The organism is Bacillus sp. UNC322MFChir4.1 (assembly GCF_000746135.1).
Lineage (GTDB): Bacteria > Bacillota > Bacilli > Bacillales > Bacillaceae_G > Bacillus_A.
The window spans coordinates 64,118-85,121 of record NZ_JQKQ01000022.1 but is presented as its reverse complement, the minus strand read 5'-3'; the positions used below and the strand labels follow the sequence as shown (position 1 = coordinate 85,121).

The 21,004-nt window shown below is 34.9% G+C and carries 19 protein-coding genes; all 19 read right to left on the bottom strand.

Features of this window, described 5'->3' with window-relative positions; genetic code table 11:
• Positions 1-361: 361 nt before the first annotated feature.
• The 19 genes from BR72_RS27065 to BR72_RS26375 all read right to left on the bottom strand — a co-directional run bounded on the left by BR72_RS27065 (position 362) and on the right by BR72_RS26375 (position 20,744).
• Complete coding sequence (locus BR72_RS27065; RefSeq protein WP_231559700.1) at positions 362-871, bottom strand: hypothetical protein; 510 nt, start codon at positions 869-871, stop codon at positions 362-364.
• 50 nt (positions 872-921) lie between these two features.
• Positions 922-1,134, bottom strand: coding sequence for a hypothetical protein (locus BR72_RS10040; protein ID WP_156107931.1), 213 nt, complete (start codon positions 1,132-1,134; stop codon positions 922-924).
• Between the two features lie 234 nt (positions 1,135-1,368).
• Entirely contained in the window at positions 1,369-1,818 is a 450-nt protein-coding gene (locus BR72_RS10035) for an SUKH-3 domain-containing protein (RefSeq protein ID WP_035432558.1), read from the bottom strand.
• 404 nt (positions 1,819-2,222) lie between these two features.
• The gene (locus BR72_RS10030; protein WP_035432624.1) at positions 2,223-3,008 is read right to left on the bottom strand and encodes a DUF3952 domain-containing protein; all 786 of its coding nucleotides are present in this window, start codon (positions 3,006-3,008) and stop codon (positions 2,223-2,225) included.
• Between the two features lie 412 nt (positions 3,009-3,420).
• The gene (locus BR72_RS10025) at positions 3,421-4,215 is read right to left on the bottom strand and encodes a hypothetical protein (protein WP_035432556.1); all 795 of its coding nucleotides are present in this window, start codon (positions 4,213-4,215) and stop codon (positions 3,421-3,423) included.
• Positions 4,216-4,334: 119 nt separating this feature from the next.
• Complete coding sequence (locus BR72_RS10020) at positions 4,335-4,787, bottom strand: hypothetical protein (RefSeq protein ID WP_035432554.1); 453 nt, start codon at positions 4,785-4,787, stop codon at positions 4,335-4,337.
• Positions 4,788-5,508: 721 nt separating this feature from the next.
• Positions 5,509-5,955 (bottom strand): DUF5085 family protein, encoded by a 447-nt coding sequence (locus tag BR72_RS10010; protein ID WP_035432549.1) that lies wholly within the window; start codon positions 5,953-5,955, stop codon positions 5,509-5,511.
• Positions 5,949-6,413 carry a DUF5085 family protein gene (locus BR72_RS10005; RefSeq protein WP_035432547.1) on the bottom strand — a complete coding sequence of 155 codons (465 nt, stop codon included), beginning with the start codon at positions 6,411-6,413 and terminating at the stop codon, positions 5,949-5,951. Before BR72_RS10005 ends, BR72_RS10010 begins: the two co-directional genes overlap by 7 nt.
• 84 nt (positions 6,414-6,497) lie before the next feature.
• A complete protein-coding gene (locus BR72_RS10000) occupies positions 6,498-7,280 on the bottom strand; it encodes a hypothetical protein (RefSeq protein WP_035432545.1) in 783 nt (260 codons plus the stop codon).
• A 25-nt stretch (positions 7,281-7,305) separates the two neighbouring features.
• Complete coding sequence (locus BR72_RS09995) at positions 7,306-8,811, bottom strand: T7SS effector LXG polymorphic toxin (RefSeq protein ID WP_035432542.1); 1,506 nt, start codon at positions 8,809-8,811, stop codon at positions 7,306-7,308.
• Between the two features lie 24 nt (positions 8,812-8,835).
• Positions 8,836-9,132 (bottom strand): TIGR04197 family type VII secretion effector, encoded by a 297-nt coding sequence (locus BR72_RS09990; RefSeq protein WP_035432540.1) that lies wholly within the window; start codon positions 9,130-9,132, stop codon positions 8,836-8,838.
• Positions 9,132-9,557: a YwqH-like family protein gene (locus BR72_RS09985; RefSeq protein WP_035432538.1), complete on the bottom strand. Its 426-nt coding sequence runs from the start codon at positions 9,555-9,557 to the stop codon at positions 9,132-9,134. Before BR72_RS09985 ends, BR72_RS09990 begins: the two co-directional genes overlap by 1 nt.
• A complete protein-coding gene (gene essC, locus BR72_RS09980; RefSeq protein WP_035432536.1) occupies positions 9,557-14,074 on the bottom strand; it encodes a type VII secretion protein EssC in 4,518 nt (1,505 codons plus the stop codon). The genes BR72_RS09985 and essC overlap by 1 nt, the downstream gene beginning before the upstream one ends.
• Positions 14,075-14,114: 40 nt before the next feature.
• On the bottom strand, positions 14,115-15,323 hold the full coding sequence (gene essB / locus BR72_RS09975; RefSeq protein WP_035432533.1) for a type VII secretion protein EssB: 1,209 nt from the start codon (positions 15,321-15,323) through the stop codon (positions 14,115-14,117).
• A 214-nt stretch (positions 15,324-15,537) separates the two neighbouring features.
• Positions 15,538-15,789: an EsaB/YukD family protein gene (locus BR72_RS09965; RefSeq protein WP_035432530.1), complete on the bottom strand. Its 252-nt coding sequence runs from the start codon at positions 15,787-15,789 to the stop codon at positions 15,538-15,540.
• A gap of 13 nt (positions 15,790-15,802) precedes the next feature.
• The gene (gene essA, locus BR72_RS09960; protein ID WP_035432528.1) at positions 15,803-16,315 is read right to left on the bottom strand and encodes a type VII secretion protein EssA; all 513 of its coding nucleotides are present in this window, start codon (positions 16,313-16,315) and stop codon (positions 15,803-15,805) included.
• A complete protein-coding gene (esaA, locus tag BR72_RS25525) occupies positions 16,290-19,640 on the bottom strand; it encodes a type VII secretion protein EsaA (RefSeq protein WP_035432526.1) in 3,351 nt (1,116 codons plus the stop codon). Before esaA ends, essA begins: the two co-directional genes overlap by 26 nt.
• Before the next feature lie 361 nt (positions 19,641-20,001).
• Positions 20,002-20,298, bottom strand: coding sequence for a WXG100 family type VII secretion target (locus BR72_RS09945; protein WP_035432522.1), 297 nt, complete (start codon positions 20,296-20,298; stop codon positions 20,002-20,004).
• A 290-nt stretch (positions 20,299-20,588) separates the two neighbouring features.
• Positions 20,589-20,744 carry a hypothetical protein gene (locus BR72_RS26375; protein ID WP_156107930.1) on the bottom strand — a complete coding sequence of 52 codons (156 nt, stop codon included), beginning with the start codon at positions 20,742-20,744 and terminating at the stop codon, positions 20,589-20,591.
• Positions 20,745-21,004 lie beyond the last annotated feature (260 nt).

Genomic DNA, 21,004 nt, shown 5'->3' with positions numbered 1-21,004 from the left:
ACAAGAACAATGCAAGAGCACTGAAAAAATCACTCATGCGGAAAAAGAACTATTCTCATCTTCAATTATGTATGTGTTGAATTTCCTTACTATTATTATCATTACATTTATTCCTTCCTTTATTATTTTTGAGCATAAAAAAAGACTAACAAGGAAATCACCATCCAATGTTAGTCCATATTTTAGGTTGTATCTAGATCGCAGTTTGATTACATGTAAAAAAGTGCATTCCTTCTTATCGTTCAAGTTAGAATAAGCCTTTGGAAATGTATCAAGTAATTAGCAAATTGTTGAGCGTTTGGTTTGTTGGTTGTATTTTACGATCTTATTGCAAAGTCTGTAAACGTAAATCATAATCCGTTCAATTATTCTCAATATCAATATTATCTAAATTTTCATCTGAAATATCAGCCGCTTGTAACCTTACATATCGTTCCCGCCAATTATCTATAGGAAATGCTCCAAATCCATAGTCTAAATAGATACCCTTATCAATTCTAAGAGTACCTCCCCTTTCAAAGTACTTTATTAATGGTTCATAAACGTCTTGAAAATCACCGTTAAGTATCTTTCCATTCTCAACTAGGGCAACCCATTCTAAGTAACGCAGACAAATTGTTTTACATAATAAATTTGGTTTACCTGGCTCAGTAAAAATACTTGTAATAACATCCTCGAAATCCAGATTAATATCTAACACTTTTGCGGGGCTAAAAAATGGTCCACATTCAAATGGATAAACTTCTAAAAACAATGAGCCCCTTCTCAAATACTCAGCGATTAAAAGTTCACTAGATTTCTTTTTTACTTCAGAGGCTCCCCATGTAATCTGGGAAATACGAGTTATTGCCTGTTTCATTACATCATTCATATCATTCACTCCTTTTGAGATTATAAAATTAAGCAACACTTTCCTTCTATTCACTCTGCCTTTTTTTCTGTCGCTGTATCAATCTTTAATTTTACCTCTACAGGTACGTCCCAAGCTGCTAGTGGTCGTAGCTTTGAATCTAGATTTTCTGCAGTTTTTTTATGTTTGTGCATATCGTATCTATTTTTCTTGCTACATCCAAATACATTGTTATTATTCCTTTCAATTTCTTTGTATAACAATAGAACCAACGCTTCTTCCATTAGAAACATTGGTTCTATTGCTAGTTATAATATAAGTTTTTTCTTTTCATTACATCTTTCATTTAGAGCAAAAGGTGATTAAGTGGCAGAGCATTTTTAAACTATTTTTTAGTTTCATCAACTTAAAATCACTTTTTAATTTTATCTACCACTCTACCTCCTTCTCTCCTACTCACTGCTTAATTACAGTTATGCAGTAGGTTAGGGCATAATTTTGCATTGAAAAAAATATTATTACCCTTTAAATTTACTCCAAATCATTGTTCCTTTTTCAAGAATAATATTATCCAATGCTTCTAAAGCATTATCCCCTGCCCAACCTATTGCTTCAAATATTCTTCCTGATTCTGATATATATAAATTTATCTCAAAATTATAGAGTGAACCTATTGGAATAACTTTTTCATCAATATAATCTTCTAAACCAAAAAACGAACTATTTAACACACCTATCACTTCCTTAATGCAAGTGGTATGTTTACATATTTTCTTAGACCCATCTGAACGAATTTTTTTAACATTGATTCGTAATTCTCCAAACTCCTCCATAAATGTTTTTGCACTTTCAAAAACCTCAAAGCCTCTTTCTTCAAGAAACTTTACATTTTCCGATATGTCTATTTTTCTACCCTCATACCATCCCGCTTTTTTTAATTCTTCTATTGTCTTATTTGATATTTCCATTTTTATTCCTCCTAGTAATCAATATTATAGAAATCTAAAAACGTTCTACTACAATTCCTACAAGGTTTAGCAAAACCACCTTGTAAGTTTTCCGTTAATCATAAAATTATTATAGTGGTTGTAAACACATGTAACCGTCAAGGTAAATTTTACATTTTGTTACTCTCTTGGCATTCTCAGTTTGTTTATGCTTCCTTTTACATAAAAGTACACTTCGTATTTTCCTAAAAATGGTTTATCTCCTATATACTTGATGTTAGAAATACTTTGGCCATTTAAAACCATTGCGATGATTCCTTCCGCTTGTTTCCTTCATATTTTCATACATACAAATTAAGCGACATAATCTTTTTTCAGCAAAGTGAAGCATTCCTTTTCCTATATAGGAAAGGAGGAAGGCTTGCTTAATTGTTATATTGTTTTTCATACTCTAGATACTTTGTTTTCGCATTTTCAGTATTGTATTCTTTATCTCTAAAATTCACCAATATTTGTTGAATTTTTGATAACATCTTCCCCTCTTCATTTTGTTTGTCATAATTAATTACTACTGTTATTGCGGATACTTCCATAGGATTTTCTTTATAATCTTTAGCTCGATCAAAAGTTAAACTAATAGTTGCACTTCCAAATTTATTATATTGCAATTGCAGTTTATCATTAATTATTTCCTGAAATTGTGACTCTGTTAAGCTATAGTAAACCCCTTTCGGCTCATCAAATCCGGCTCTATCATGTTTAGGTTTTAGTTTTCCAATTCCTTGTAAACGATCTATAATGAATTTCACAGTTGAAACATCTAGATTTTGATTCGAGCTTATCCCTTGTCCCTTTTTATACAGAATATTTGTATTATATACATTTTCCTTTTTGTAATTTTTATTTGTCCATGCTTCCTTTTCATTCTTTATATCAGTAACAATGTTTTGCGTTGTGTCTCCATATAGACTTTTATCTTTCGTATTATACACACCTTCTGTAGTTTGATAGATTATTTTACTGTGCTCTCCATCTTCTTTTTCTTCATACGTACTGTATATACCTTGTTCTTGCACATATGCATACCCCTCATCACTCGGAGTCATTACTGTCTGCATATCCCCTTCATCTAACGCCTTTACTAATCTTTCATATTCAATTTTCGTTCCTCCTAAACTACATCCACCTAATAAAGTCGCTGTTATCGTCATAACAAGTATTGCCTTAACTTTTTTCTTCACAGATTTACCCCTTTTGTTATTTTCGTTTTATTAATATCGTAACTATTTTTTCATAGACAAACTAAGAGTAGCGCAAGGGAAAGCGTTTTCGACATTACGTATTCAGTTCATTCTTTTTTCTGTTTCTATAGTGCCTATACGCTTGTGTTGACGGGATTAAAAACAAGATGCATCTAATACACCCATGATTCTTATAATCCCTGCAATGATAAACACGATTGTCCGCCCAAAGAAACCTTTTGCCTTTGTTAAAGTTTTAAGATTTTTTACCCAAGGTATTTCATTCCACTCTATAGAAGATGAATTCATGGATAATTTTTTAATTCTATCTTCAAACGAAGTTTACAGCATGCATCAAATTAGCATTTGGTGCATGCTTGACTCAGTGTATTCCTTCATCTCTTTCGTTTTCCCTCTCTTTATAAAGCTTTATGAATTCCTGACGTTCTCTCTCATGTTCTTCCCATGAAATATAAAATGACGGAAATTTAAATTTACAATAAGCTGATAATTGGAATTCCGCTGCACTGATTGCTACTGTATACATTATAAAAGTCCCAACCACATACATAGCTAAAGTATCAAATTCATAATCATTGTGAAAATAAATTAAAACAAGAAGAACTAATGCGTATATTACACTCCCGATCATCGCATTCCATTTTGTGTTACTAAAAAACGAAGCGAATCTTTCATCCAGACTAAACGCACCTTCGCTAGCCTGCTTAAAAGTATCCAGCGTAGTCACAATATGAACAATTACTGCTCCTAAAACTAATAGTCCTACATACATTAATGTAATTTTATCAATTGAATAATCAGTCATTCCAGGAAGTATCAATATTGTAAATACTATCGTTCCTAATTGAAATGCATATAATAATACAACAAGCGTTTGTAACTTTTGAAATTTAAAACGTGCTTTCGGAAATGAATATAGAATCAAAAAGATGATTTGCAGGCTATATAGGACAAGCTCAATTTTAACAATCATTCTCTCAAAAGAAGTAGTATAATAGTTCCAACCAAATGTCACTAAAGTACCAATAAGGAAAAACATTATTAATGAAACAAAAATTATCGTTCCTATCATAAATCCCGTAACACTTTCAGGATCTAGCTGACCTCTACATTTCAGTCTAAATCCATCTAAATCTTCCTCTTGTATTTTCCACATCTAATTGTCCCACCTTTGACCACATTCTCTTAAATCATTTAAATTCATAATAAAAACCTCCTCATTTTGATGAAAAGAGAAGGTTTCCTTGCTGTGATACATGCTTATCATATTCAAAACTATCCCTTTTGCAGCAACTCATTATGTTTTGACATTTGATCACATAGTGTTTTAAACTCTAACATCCACTCTGATATTTTTTCTATCTCTTGATCAGTGGACTTTTTCTTATATATAAAACCAATTACTTTAATATCTGAAAACGGTAAGCCCCTTTCTACATCCGACGGGACAATGTAAATCAGCACTTTCGTTGTTTTTGATACTTTAATAAAAAAATTAAATCTTGCATAATCGGTCGTAATCATTGTGAATAAACCTGGCACAGGTAAAAATTCACGAATTTTTTCCCCACATTCAGGATATGATGATAAATTCGCAATCATTTCGGCGGTTATGACACAATCAGAGTCTGAAACTTTTCTCAATATTTTTTGCTTAATAAGCTCACCATTTTCATCTGCACATTTGTGCTTGAAGAACACCTTTCTTTCTCTCGAAAATAACCCCATGAAACCACTCCGAATTAAGATAATAGCAGAATTATTATTACGAAAATTAAAATAATAATCCTGATAAATTATCCTTAAATAAATACTGCACTTTTCCCGTCAATACATTGCAGGCTTTCATCACCGCTAAATATATAATAGATCCTAAAAATCATCTCAGCATATGTATACTCGGTTAATCTTTCAAATTTTATATTCAATATTAATTTAGCTCTATTTATTTCCCCTAAAAAACACCAAATATGCTAATCCTGATGAGATGAAAAGGAATACACCCGCTCCTATACTCTCATATGTTTTAAAGTAAATAGAAGCAACTATTACGAGAATCCCCATAATCATTATTAGAATCATTATATATTTCATTACAAATTCTACCACTCTATAGAGAGGTACTATTGTACTTTTAAAAAAACCTTTTTCTGTTTTTAAAGTTTTGGAATCTCTATTCAAAGTAACGCCTTCCTCTCTGTACAGATTAACTTATGAATAATTTTTAATTCTATCTTCAAAATTGTATCAGGAGATTGAGATACGCTATATGCAACTGATTAAACTTTTCAAAGTATCCAAATTACAAGACGTAACTACTGCCGATACAGCCTAATTCGAACGAAAAACCTTCTCATTCTAACGAAAAGAGAAGGCTTTCTTGATATCATATTTTATATCTTATTTGCTATTCCTTTATGTTAATAGCAAATAAGATATAACGCTCAAATCAATCTTCACTATATACCGCAATCTTCACTTCAACATACTGTAAAGACTCATCACCGCTAAACACATGATAAATCGGCGAAGCTAAATTCAGATTATTCTCCTCCATATATTGGAGCATTTCACCATACACCTGCTCTGTTAATCTTTCATAATCTCCTGTATATCGTTTCATGAGCATCTCATCAACATAGTAATAGCTTCTAAATTGAAGTGTTTCTGATGCTGGAATTTCATCTTCATTTACTGGCATAAATAATTCAATATACATATTTCCATCTTTTGGTATATTTTTTAAAGAATAAAACATTGGACCTTTTATAGTTAAATTCGCTTTTGCAATTTCTGACATAAAATCTTCAATTGCTTCTTTCATATCTGGGTAATGAAAAACATATTCTCTTGAAACAACATTTGTATATGCAATGCTTTGTTTTTCAATTAACATTTTACTGTTTCACCTACTTCTATAATAGGAGCATAAATATCTAACCATGTATCACCGTAAACATCTAAACATACGTGATAAAAACTAGTATCTAATTTCATATGATGCTGCTCTGCAACCTCATGTATTAAGTTATAAGCATCCTCAATGTCCCCATCTTCATCTGTAAATCGAACACATAGGGCATTCTTTATAATTAAAGCATCATAATACTCATATGCAGAGTTCTCATCTAAACTAACTCTTCCATTGACAGGGATACAATACGTATATTCCCCATATTCTGGTTCATTTTCTAATGGTGAATATTTATATAGAACAGGTCCTACTGCATATATTCCATTATGAACTACTTGATTTCTAAGTGCTTTAGCGGGTATCAACCAATCTTCTTTTTTTACAATTTGAGTAATACTAATTAAATTCAAAAGTGATAATGCTTTATGCTGAACTTTCACAAAATCTACCCCTTTTCATGGTATTAATTTATAAACAGTCATTAACTGTAAATGCAGTCTATTTGAATTTTTAGGATGTAAAACTTATTTTATTTCTTTGGATTTCTCTTTTTCTCTCTCTTTATAACGCTTTCTGAATTCCTGACGTTCTCTTTCATGTTCTTCCCATGAAATATAAAATGATGGAAATTTAAATCTGCAATAGGCTAATAATTGGAACTCAGCTGCACCTATAGCTACCGCGTACATTATTAGAGTCCCGCCCGCATACAACCCTAAAACCTTTGGCGTATAATCATTATGCACATAAATTAAAGTGAGGAGAGTTAACGCATAAATTACAGCACACTTAGTTGCATTCGCCTTTGTTTTACTAAAAAATGAAAACGCACTAAATGCTCCCTCACTTGCCTGTCTAAAGGTATCAATAGTCGATAAAATATGAACAATGACTGCACCTAAAAATAATAACCCAACATACATTAATGTAATTTGATCAATTGAATAATTTGATATTCCCGGGATTATCAGCATTGTAAATGTTATAGTACCAAGCTGAAATGCATATAACAGTACCACAAGTGTTTGTAGTTTCTGAAATTTAAATGGCATCTTGGGAAACAAATAAATAATTAAAAAAATTACTTGAAGACTATAAAACACTAACTCAAGGCTAACAATTATTTTATCAAAGAGAGTCGGATAGTAACCCCAACCAAATCTTATTAACCCTCCAACAAGAAAAAACATTATTAATGAAATAAAAAACATCGTTCCAAACATAAACCCTGTAGCCCAATCGGGACTTAAACGATCCTTGCATGTGCTTTTAAATTCATCTAAATCTTCTTCTTTTATGTTCCACATTTGATTCCTTCACCTTCACTCTGAATTAGTATTCTACCCCAAATAAAGATCCAAGTTTCTTAGTCACCGATTTTATACCTTTTTTTGTACTGCTAACCACACTTTCTCCTCCCAAAATGCCAAATTCAGTATTTACTGCCAATGAAGCAACTATTCCAACACCCGCTCCAACTGCAGTCCCAATAGGCGGAAGGAAAAATGAGCCCGCTACGGCACCAGCTGCAGCCGCCCCAGCAGTTGTTCCAACATCTACTGCTGAATCTGTTGCTATATCCCAAGCGTCATGTAATTGCCAACCATCTCTGCTAGCCTCTACAACATTATTTGCAACTGAAAGAACAGATCCAGCTATCCCAGCACTTTTCATTACTTTCCCTACTCCACCCAGTTCTTTGAGTGTATCCTTCCATTTCCAAGGCTTTAAATCATTAACACCTTTTCCGAGTTCTGTTTTGAGTGAACTCCAAGATTTTGTCCCAACAGCTTTTGCGAGTCCATTATTCTTCCAATCTAGTTTAAAATCTTTATACGCTTCAAATTCTGGTAATTCATTAATCTCTTTTATTGCTGATTCTATTTCTTTATTTGTTATTTTGGGATTAGTTACTCTCATCCAATCAGTTAAATACCCCTCTACCTTACCTTTGAAAAATTTAAAAATATGATCCTCATCTTTATCAGCCTTTAAAAATTCAAGAGCTTCTACCATTTGTTTCGGTTTTAATGTTTTTAATAAAAATTGTCCATCACCATCTACAATGTCAAACTTCACACCAAAACCTAAATTCTTTTTCATATAATGGAAGCGCAAGTATGAAGATATTAAGCCTTTCCCCCATTTATTCCCTTTATTAAAATAGCCTACATTAGCTTTTGCAGCAACAATTACTGATCCCAAAAATGCTCCATCTTCAGACATAATTTTCCCTATTGAATCACTAGAAAAATCTCCACTATTAGTTCGTATTCGATTCATTCCATCATCTAACCCACTCATCATTTCACGAAATGCTTGCAGGTCATTTTGTTGACTGTTATAAGTTTCTAATTTTTCTAATGTATCACTGATTTCTTTTTGACTTCTTACAGCTCCTTCCGTGATTCCTGATGATGATGGATATTGAATTGCAATGATGTCACTAATGGATCCCACCGTTTGTGTTGCTTCGTTGTTAGATTGGTTAAATCCTTCACTATATCCATTAATTTTTTTCTTTACATCATCCAAGTAAATTCCATAAATTTTCACATCAGCATCACTGTCAACCGTATTATTGAAATCATCAATTGTTTTTTGAAATTGTTCTTTTAATAAATTAGTTGCTTTTACATAAATAGAAATAACACTTTCATGAACCGTAGATAAATAATCTTTAATGCTATTAGCCGTTTCCCCTTGAAAAGAGTTAATTTCCTTAAAATCATCTATTTTTTTCATTAAAGACTCAAAATGTTGCTCCAACTCAGTGGCACTCGCTTGAAATCTACTTTGAAGTTCTTTCACTTCCTGTAACTCAATATTTTTATCCATGCTTCTCCCCCCCCTATTTTACTATTACCTATTAAGATAGACTGAATTGATGCTCATTTGTTTTTCAAATTGTTCATCTTGTTCAACAATTTTTTCCCCAGTTTGTTGAATTCTATTAATATCATTTTGTAGCACTTGTTCATACTCCTGCACCTTTTTAGATAACCGTTCTATCTCTTCACAATATTTAGTTAATCTATCCAAGTTGGTACGATTCAACTTCATATCATTAAACTTTGTTTTCCCTACATCACTCGCACCACTTTTTAGTTCACTTACTTTCGAATCAAAGACGGCCTTATTTAACTTAATTTCGCCCATTATCCATTCTCCTTCTTCTGTTTTTCAACTTGAATATTATCGTTCACAATTGAAACACTTTTATTTAATGAAGAAATCGCTGATTCACATGAAGAAATTTGTCCATCAATTTTTTGAATCTCATGTTCAATATCTTCTTTTACTCTATCTAACTCGCTTATAAATCTTCCTAAATTAGAGAGGACTTGTTCTTGATAGGTGGACTTGAAAGTAGTTGCTCTTTGTCCTTTCCACATACCATCATTAATTTCTAGTGATTTAAATTGTTGCTCGTTTTGCCGAATGGATTCAATATTATTTCCAAATTGTCCTTTTGCTTGTACTAATCGTTGTTTTTTTAGCTGCAGAGCCGCTAAATGGCTCTGCTGCTGACTAATGCTACTAAGTAAATTTGCTTTCTGACTATCAAGTTGCGATAATTCCATTAATATCCCCCCTGAATAGTTGGTACCTTAATTTTTGTCGCATATCTATCTTTTATAAAGTATCCTTCAAAAGGATTTAACTTCGTACTACTTGAATCCTTATTGGATACATCAAACGCCATTTGTCCAGATGATTTTCTTAACAAAATAATGTGCGATTGTGTTTTGACTGCTTTTGAAGCTGAATCGTAGCGGCTATCAATCGCATCGACATCACAACCAATGACAAAATGGATTCCCATATATGCACCATTCGTAATCAATTCTGCTAAGCGATATGTTTCACTATCTTCTACACTACTAACAACATCATTTAAGTCTGCGATGACGATAACAATTGGCTTGAACTTTTTAACATAGTCTGCTGGATTTATCGTGTCATTTGAAGCTTCTTGCTCTTCTTTAAATGCAGCTTCCCTTGATCTATAAGCACCTTCGATTTGCTGAATCGTTTTTTCTATTCCTGCTTTGTCAGCTACATATAAGGCTGTTTTGCCCTTAAAGTTTGAGAATGTTTGTGCTCTTGAATCTACAAGACCTACATCAAATCCCTGACTTTCAAGTAATTGGTGAGTAAATTGATAAATCATATTTTCAATTTGGTCTTTTTTTATTCCTGCTACAACAAGGTTTGAAGCTTCTACTAAATCTAATTTCATTGGTGTGACATTCTCAGTTTCAACCCCAAAGGATAGTTTACGAGCTTCCATAATTTTTCTCGTTTCTGGCCATGCAATAAATTCTTTATATTCCAAGATCTCTGGTACCATCGGAATAGCTTTTGGTTTTGGACCAGTCCAAAACTCGTTCATATCTCGCCCTTCAGCTTGTATATGCTCAATTACACCGAGCACATCCTCTCCTTCTGTTGGCATACAAGTTTGGAACACTGTTGGGTCTTCGATTTTTACTAAACCGCGCCCAGCTAATTCTTCAATTTTCAAATCAGTACGCCCTACAATTGCTCTAGGTTCTGTGTCATCGATCATGTAGAGAGCAATTTGCACCTTAATATTCGTATTCACCTGTATTCTCAATGCATTTTGACGCATAGCCGATAATAGTAAATGAATTCCTACTGCGGCGCCTTCACGAACAATTTGTGCAATCAGGCGTTCAAAGTTATCAACAAATGCGGCCTCTTTAACTCCATCATAATTATCTAATGTAATGAGTATTGTTGGCAATGTTTCACCACTAGCTCGTTCATACATTTCAAGATTAGCAACGCCATATTTACTTAACAGTCGCTTTCTTTCCTTAAGCGTTTCTTCTATACGACGGATAAATTTCTCGCATTTTTCTGCTTGGTCTAGCGTTATGATATCTGCTACGTGCGGTAGTGTTTTTAATGGCATTAATCCATTTGTTCCAAAATCAAGCAAGTACACATGCAAATGCTCCGGACTATGCTGACGCACCGCATCCATAACGACTGTTTGTAAGAAAGTTGATTTTCCGTATCCTGGACTTGAGTAAACTGCAACGTGACCGTCTTTACTTATGTCTAATGTAAGCGGTGTTTGCGCTTGTAATTCAGGCTGGTCTAGTAAACCAACTGTTGCTTGTAATGGTTTCTTTTCACCTGACCATGCTTCCTTAAAGTTTACTGGATGTAAGTCTTGCAGGAATATTTTCTCTGGAAGCGGTGGTAACCACGGTCTTGGTAGTGCTTCGATTCGGTTTTCTTCTGTGTAATCATGAATGTAATTGATAACCGCATCAAGTTCAGTTGGTACAGTTGTGATTTCTGTTTTATCTCCGAGTCCACTCAAGTCCTCACTCAAAATCTCATACTGTCCAAGCTCATTGATCGCATAAACAGTCGTATCTAGCTGTTCTTGATCATCTTTGTCTTCAATATAATCCGCCCCGCTCCATGCACTTTGGAACAGTTCATAAATTTCGTTATTTCCGACTTGTAAGTACGCTCGGCCTGGCAGTGTAATTTCTGCAGCGTCTGGCGTTTTTAAGATTTCATTACTGTCAGATGCGTTTTGTACTTTTAGTGCTAATTTGAATTTAGAGTTACTCCAAATTTGATCATTTACGACCCCGCTCGGTTTTTGCGTTGCTAGGATTAAGTGAATTCCTAGGGAACGACCGATACGTGCTGTTGATACTAATTCTTTCATAAAGTCAGGTTGCTCTGCTTTTAATTCGGCGAATTCATCCGAAATTAAGAATAGATGCGGCATTGCTTCTTTCACTTTGCCCTGTTTGTATAGTTTTTGATATTGGTTAATATGGTTTACATCATGTTCGCCAAATAAGCGTTGACGTTTTTGTAATTCTGCTTTAATCGATGCAAGGGCACGCATACTTTGGGCGCCGTCTAAGTTCGTAATTGTTCCTAATAAATGCGGTAGGTCCTTAAATAAGTTCGCCATTCCCCCGCCCTTATAGTCAATCAGTAGGAATGCTACTTCATACGGATGGAAGTTCACCGCAAGGGATAAGATGTACGATTGAATAATTTCTGATTTACCAGATCCTGTTGTACCTGCGACTAATCCGTGTGGTCCGTGCGCTTTTTCATGTAAGTTCAAGTTGACGATGTCATCTTTACCACGTAAGCCGAGCGGTACAGCTAAGCTCTTAAAGGTTTCGTTTTTCGCCCAGCGTCCCTTAATGTTTAGTTCGTGAACTTTTTCAACACCGTACATTTCAAGGAATGTAACACTTTCTGGAATACTGTTTCTTAAGTTTTGTAAGTGATTCAGCGGTGCTAATGCACGAGAGATATCTTCTTTGTTGAAGCCATCTGGGAAGTGATCAAGCGTAAAGTGGCGATTTACTAATTCCCCTTTTTCTAACATGATGTTCCCGTTTTTCGCATCGCGAATATCTATAACTGTTTTTACGTGTTCTGGTAAACTTTGCATCACATCTTCTACAAAGATGAGAGATACACCAAGTTCGCTTGGGTCTTCATTAAAGAATTCCATTACACTATGATCTAAAATTAGTTTTTCATCTGTAATCAATACAACGTAATGAGGTGCAAAATACACTTTTTCTTTGGAGTTGCCTTTCTCTTCCACAGCTAACTTACGTTCTTTCAAAATTTGATACAAACTGTTCAATACTTGATCTCGGCTTCGGTCATGATAAACGAACCCGCGAACATTAATATCTCGTAAACTCGCATGCGGTAACCAACGCATCCAATCCCAGCTTACTTTTTCTTCTTCTGGGAAAATCGTAATGAATTGTAGGTCATAATAACTATGAAACAGTGCTGTCTGCATAACGAGCATTTGCAGCTGTTCGATTACTAACTTTCGTTGTCCAATATAACCTACTGGGCCGTTTACTAAGTCGGTCACAACCGGTACATTCTTTAAACCCTCATATTGCGAACGTAGGTCTTTTGCAGCTTCTACTAATTCATCTTTGTTTTGCGTAAACTCTTCTTCGCTAAACTTAATCTCAAAACTAGAATCAACACGCCCGAGTCCAACGCGATATGTTAAGAAGTCATGGTGTAACATTGTTTTTTCATAGACTTGAGAATCTACTCTTACTGCCATATCACGAATTTGTTCAATGTTTGGATAGTGATAATCCAGAGCGTGCCTTTGTTCTTCACTTGCAGCATACAATTCTTGTGTTTTCTGCTTCAAATAATTTTGATAACTTTCGTTCCGCTCTTTCGTCTCAATTCTGTATTTCTTTAAATTCTTTAAATACGTGGTTAATGAAATAATTACCGTTACCACTGTCATCCCTAGTGAAGCGAGAATAAAAATTCCGCGCGGCTGAAAAATTGCAATGACTACAGTCAACACAATCATCACAATCGGCGGCACGATCATCTGCGCCAGTTGTTCACTTGGTTTTGACGGCAAATGAGATGGTTTTCCAATCGTTAGCTTTTCCTCTGGCTCACGGTAAATAATCCGCGGGGAACGATGATAATTTGGATATTCTTCCCCAAAATCATTATCAGCTTCGATTAAAGGTGTTAATTTTGTTGTAATGCGATTAGATGAAGCCAATATTTGAATATCTTCTTTTCCAACTTTAATTGTTACACCGTCAAAATAAAGCTGGTCACCTGGTTCAAGCATTTCCTCACCAGTCATACGGAAAAAGTTGTGATATACATAGCCGTCATTCACAATGACTTTAAAACAATCCCCTAATGTTTCACGGATGAACAGCAAGCTAGCTTTCATGTTCTTGATTATTACGTCATCGCGATCCGTTGCGCCAAACGAAATACTATATTTGGACGCTGTATCATACACATACTCTTCTTCTGCATCCGTCAAGTAAAAGTGCATTTGTTTTTCATTAGTGATATCTACTGTCACATGTTCATTTACATGTAAGGCTTCATTCTCAAGATTCCATACTTCGCCATCCCATTTCACCACTACACGCGTTTCTAAGTCCGTGTAAGTAACGGTATCGGACCATTCATTTCCGATTGTGACTAATTCACGTTTTTTCGGATTAAGATGACATTTATGCAGTTGATTGCCGTAACTAATTGTTAGTAGTTGTACCATCTCTATCTCCCGTTTCTTTTATTTTTATTTCGTATGATGTTTAGTTTGCTTTATTTCCTGATGGATTTTTATTTGATAAGTCACCTGAGGAATCCGTATTGTATTTCTTTTGGTAATCTTCCAACTCTTTTTGATATTTTTGTACTTTTTCTTCACGCGCCGAACCAGTTAATTTCGGATTGTTTTTCACTTGTTCGATTTGTTTAATTAACCCGTACATAATCAATTGCGGGTCATCTATATATTTCGCAAGATCTAAAGATTTAGAGAAATCTCCGCGCCCGTTGTAGATCCAATATAGTAAATAACTTTTATCACTTTTTAGACTCACATTCTTCATAATTGCTGCTTTTTGATCATCTGTTAATTTTTCTGCTTTCACGTATGAAGAAGCTAAAACATATTTAGAGGCATCTGGTAATTTCTCAGGATCTTGTTCCTTTAAAGTGCTAATTACTTTATCGTAGTCTGTCGCTAAGAAATTTTTATCTGCTTCTAACAATTTATTTTGATACGGCATTTTTACAAAGCTGAAATAGCCAAGCGGTACAGCAAGAACAACAGAAGCAACAATCATCGAAATAGATAATCGTTTAAATAAACGGAATCGTTTTTTCGGCACAAGTTGCATATTTTTCTCTGTAGTCGTTTGTTCTCTTCTGTACTGATCATTTAACAACTTTACAAGGTCATCAAATGTACTAACATCAACAACACTACGATCAAACGCTGTATCCTTCGCATTTTCCAATGAACCAGAATACAACTCATCAAAACTATATTTCTTCGAGAATAGCGCAACAACTAAACATTTATACTGGCGTAAAAATTTTGCATCATCTAAGCGATATGGTGGTACGATATCACGAATACCACGATAAACAAGATATGGCATATAATTGTCATCGAATACGATATTGTCTGGATGAAGAAAGAAAGTTTTTCGAGTTTGTAAACACTCTTGAAAGCGGGCAACGTTAAGCAATAGTCGCAGTTTATCGTTTTTACCTAGTTTTTGTACATCTTGCCATTCTCTTGTTTGTTCCTTAACGTTGAACTCAAATGTAAACATATCTTCATGATCTTCTACTGTAGCCGGTACAAAGAAATTAGATTTCTCCGTAATTAACTCCAATTGCCGTATATCCTTCACACGCGTCTGCGATTTTGATAACTTCAATTTCCGTACATGCTCAGTCGTTTCAAACAGATAATTCATCGAATCTAGCTGAATCGTTCTTTCTGTCATAGTCCTTTACTCCTCTTTGTCATGTTCTTTTCTATATAAATCCATTTTGATTTTCCCACATATAAGTCACTGCTATGTAGAAATGTCCTACTCTTGCCCTCTACCTTTGTTTCAAACACCGCACGTGGCAAAAACAGGCACTGACCGCTCCAACACACGGTCAGTTGCTCTTGTCCACCTAAAAGAAAGGTTTTTTTATCAATCACTTATGTTTCTATAAAACTTTCAATATATCCCCGTCCGTTACTTGATAATCACCCAACCGATCATCATCAGTTAATAACAGTTCTTTATTAACAACCTTAACAGCGCAGCGCGAAACTTCCATCACATCAAGCTTCAGCGCCTCAGCAATATTCATAAGCAGCTGCTTGATGGGCTGATGGGTAGGGATGCGCAGATCGTATAATCTGCCATCCCCTTTATTAAAGTCAATGGTGACATTAATATGTGTTTGTCCTGCCATACGTTCTTCTCCCTTATCGCCAAATTTTCCGTATTACAACATAAATGCCACAGCAAATTGCTAATACCACAGCAGCTAGGATTCCTATCATTTGCTTACTAATAGGATCCGTTTCTTGTTGATTCGTATTTTGGCTAGCGTTAACAGCTGTGCTAACCGTATAATTTTGCGCAAACAAGCTGTTCTGTCTGTCCTTCACAGTTGTATCCTTCTTGTTTGATGTCACAAATAATGAGTCATTTAATTCTTTCGCGATGCCCTCTATGTCTTTTTGCTTCTCTTTAATTGCATCTTTTGTTTGTTCTTTAAACAAGTCTGGTGCATATTTATCGAGTTCAGTTTCTTGGTTTTCCTTTTGTTCCTTTTCAATTTTTTCCTGGTTCGTCTGTTCAACACGATCCGTTTTCAAATCCATCTTCCCGTTATGTTCAAGATAGCTATCCGTCTCAGCGTGAATGGACACCGGTGTAAGAATAAGCAACAAAAAAGCGGTAATGAAACTAGCCCGCATGAGAATCAGCTTCATGTCCATCCCCTTCTTCTTTCCGGTATTTGTGTACGACAAGCAAGTTTGCCACAAGGCCAATAACAGCAAATGCAATTAAGCCATACATAATAGTCAGCCAATCTGCTCGGTCGTTTGCGAAACCAGTAAGCATACTCTCAATATATTGGAGCGGTGAAAATTCACGTATTTTAGCAGCAGTCGACATTTTATCAAGGTTCAATCCAACTGCATCTGTCAGGAACAGATACAGGCTAAATGTAGCTAGTAGAATGAACATTCCGATCATTTTCATTTGGCGTAATAAGTAGCCTGAAATGAGAACCAACACTAACATAGTGATGGTAAAAATGCTGATCCATACTAAGAATTTCGCATGACCAATTTTCAATAAATAGCCTGAAATGCCGCCAATTAGAATCCCTTCCACAATTCCAATACCAACTTGAACAGTCGTAGTTGGCACGTTTTTCAATACCAATGACAACTCTTCCTCAAAAGCGCTTTCTTCTATGCGCTTTCGTTCTTGATTTGAAATGACATAAGCTGTAAATAGAGAAACAATGAAGCAAATTAGTACTAATAAATATGGTGTAAACGTATCTGCGGCTACAACAACACCATCATTTTTTGTTTGCACTGGATTTGCAAGGAAGCTATATAAGTTTTCATTTTGTCGCTCGCCAACACGGCTATTCGCTAGAACCTTTGTGAAGTTTTTCAAGAAATCTTTATCGTCAAGCACTTTCTTACTAAAATCGATCGAAAGCCCTGTCGCCTGCTTCACTAATGTATTTCCACTATCTTGAATTGCCTTCGCTTGGTTATCGATATTATCAAACGTTTTATACACATCGTCAGCTGATATTAAGTTACCCTTCGATTGATCCGCCAGTGTTTGACTTTGTGCAAAAATAGACTTGAATGCCCCGTCTAACGCAAGCGTTGCCGTTTGCTCACCATCGCTATTTGTCACAACTTTTCCTTGCTGTTCAATTAGCTTACGGCTTGTTTCACGCCATGTTACTAAATCTTTTAGAGTCTGCGTAAGATCTGTATTTATTACACTCGCTTGCTTAGTTGTCTGCTCAATTGCATTTGTTAAGTCTTGAGATTTTTCACCTGCTTTCTCAACCAATTGACTGTAAGCATCTACTTTGGTTTTCAAATCTGTTTTTTGTTCACCTATTTTTTCTGTCGTTTGCTTAGCAACATATTCTGCTAGTAAGTTAATTGCATCACCTTTGTGGAACAGGTAGTATAATGGATATGGATATGTTTCTGGATTTTGATGTTCTTCACTAGCTATATCCGTAAGTTTTTTTTGACTAAAATCCTCTCGTAAATCACCTGATGCATCAATACCGTAATACAAGTTATACAAGCTGGATAGTTTTTGATAATTTTTAACCGTCTCTTCAACTGCTTGTATAAGTTTATTAGTAGCATTCTGATCTAACGGTGACATAACTTGGTGGGTGATGTAATTATTATTTACAGGTTTCCATTCATCTTCTGTACCCGTTTTTTTATCTTGTGTGGGAGGCGGTTCTATTTGTGTCTCGCCGTTATTTTTTCCTGGCTGACTAGTACCATTTTGCGTTTGACTGTCATTCCCCCCTGTCTGGCTATCACTTTTCTCTACCTTATTCAAGGAATTCGGATTAGCGATTGCACGTGATTGACTTAATATAGGCGGTTCAGATGGTGTTGGTTTTATGACAGGTGGTAATTGAGTTAGGACATTATCCGTATCCTCTTGTGTCAAATTCCAACTCCAAGTTACAGGTTCAAAGATAGAAATATCACTGTTAGCGTCTTTTAACCGTAATGTCACATTGATCACAAAATCACTTTTTTCTGTAGCTGGTAAAACAATTTTTTTATTTTCAAGGTACTCCTGAGTATAATCTTTTTCTTCTCCAATAGTCAGTTTCACACTTTTCACTTCATAATCGTCTGGTACATTTAATGTGATATATTGTCCTGATTTTTTCATAGCTGGTAGTACTGCTTTATCCGTTACGTCAATACCATTACTTGCCAGATTATCCTTCACATCTTTTACCATTTTCGTAAGCGGAATGCTATTCTCACTTCGGTTAGGTGTATAAGGTTTTTCCGAATTATATTTCTTCGTAATAGCAATAACATTTTCCAATTCTTTTTTAGTCCCATCTGATAAACCGATATTTCGAATATCATTTTCCTCTAGCGATGGCAACCCATCAATAAGCTCTTGGATTTTTTTATTCATATGCTCATCGGGTTTACTAAAAAAATTACCTTCAGAGTAATCTGGAATGTCCTTCTTCAGCTTTTCGGTTATTGCTGTCTCTAGGTCTGTCCCCAATTTATTGTCCAACTCTGTGCTATAATCACGAACTTTTTTACTGTTATCCTCAAAATACTTTTTAATAGCATCTGAATCCGATAAAATAGTAGGCTTATCTTCCTTCAACTGAAATTGATCATAGATTTCTTTATTCACTAATTCTAAATTAGTAAGTCGCTGCAGTATATCTGTCGTATTCATCCCTTGGTCAAACTGAGCCAGCTGCGTCGCGAAGTCCTTTAAGACAAGGCCATTCGCTTCCTTCGTTTTATTGAAATCACCAAAGGTTGTCTGATATGTTTGATTGGATTTCATACCCTCATTTAAATTGTTGCCAAACCCGTTTAAAATCTCTTGTAACCCTTTAAAACTGCCTTTCGATACACCTGTTTGATCTTGCACACTTTTAAACTGCTGTGTGTAACCAGCTAGTGGGCTCTGAACCTCATCATTGTACATATTGCTGTAAGTTTGTTCTTTTTTTACAAGAGTTGTAATGTTATCCTGTGCGTTTTGCAAGTTTCCAATAATACTAGCGAAATAAACATCGATAATTCGGCGGTTAAAATCTTCAAGAATTGAACTTGCTGTTTTTTCCGCTTCTGCTTTCACATCATTATTACCAGTTGCATTCACTTTGTAGTTAAGCGTCACTTTTTCCGGTGCATTCGACTCAATTGATAATGCTCTTTGTGAGAAATCGTTCGGAATAACGATCATCATATTATAAACGTTACGTGCTAGTCCGCTCTCCGCTACCCCGCGGCTAACTACATACCAATCATGGGTAGTATCTTTTTCAACACTCGTAATAAACTCATTACCAAATTCAATCTTTTTGCCACCCAGGTTTGCACCTTGATCTTCGTTAACTAGCGCAACCGTCATTTTTTGCGTGTCTTTATTATCCTTTCCTTTCTTCACTTGATTCAGTGCTAGAAAGGAGGTTCCGGCAGACAACGCAAGCGTCAGTATAATAAAAAATACTACGCTCCATTTTATTTTTTTCACACATCACCACTCCTGCTAGTAAAACTCTTTGTCTGTGTACTGTTATTCGTTTACTTCTAGTGGTCACTCTTTTCATGCCCACGATAAGGTAAAACTTTTATTAATAGGAGGCTTATTGTCCACAAATAGCGAGATAAATGCAGACAAACTTCAAGCTACCTTATACTTTTTTACTAAGCATTTATATTTATTTCTTAATATAATCCTAAGAAAAACTGTGGTACATACCTTTGTTTTACAAATAAATCCAAAAAAGCAAGCCACGCAGCACTTGCTGCGTGGCTCACTACTAGGAGAATTAACTCGCGCTCGTTAATATGTAAAGCATGAAAAATCCCCTAATCTACTAACATCACCGTAATTAGCTAAGTCCAAAATTACGAGATAAATCTTCATCATGTCGAGCCACAGCATCTGCTGTATCTTTCAATTGTCTTTCGATGTCATGTAGTAATTGGGCAAAGTTTTTTACCTTTGGTGCTAAGTCGATAAATTGTCGGTCAAAGCCTTCAAATGCACGACCTTCCCATTCTCCGCGTAAGTCGCTTTGTAAGCGTGTTAAATCATTTAGAATGTCCTCAATTTGATTACCACCATTACCATAACGAGCTGCTTTTGATTTCAGCTCCTCTGGGCTCATACGAATTTGTCCAGCCATTTATATTCCTCCTATCAATTTATGAAAATTGTAAAATCAACTATAATTTTACTAATACTATTATAACAATAGTCACAAAAGTATAAAACCCTTTTTGTATACAAAATATCAAATATTGGTAAAATTCTTTTATAATTATGGGACCCCATGCCCCTTATCCCCCAGCAGGAGGGATTATGTATCTTCTTCAAGAGATACTGAGCATAAATAATAGTAGGTTTATATAATCTTGTTACTTCATTATTTTAAACAAACAATCAGGAAATTATAGGATAAAGATGACTTCTCTTTTATCGGTAACGTAAACAGATTGCACTTGATTTCTTTCTGCCTTGCACACGTTTTTGATACATACGAAGTTGATTTTCATTCATGACTTCTATATATACTTGTAATGTATGGAGAATTTCTTGTTGAAGTGGTTGCAATAGTTTTTCAGTACGCATGGCCGTATATAACTAGCAAATATAGAAGTTTGTTGTATTGTAGAGATTTTTTGCGTTTTAACACATTTCTAGGAAGTAAGGGTATAACTTATAACCTTTCTTGATCTTAATTAATTAGGTTACATATTCCTTTTTTAGATTTAATTTCCACCTCCTCCTTTCCTTTATTATACCATAAAACACCAGGAACAGAACATATATTCGTATTTATTTAAAAATATTTTTACGGATATAACGGCAATTTATCCCCACCTTGTCTT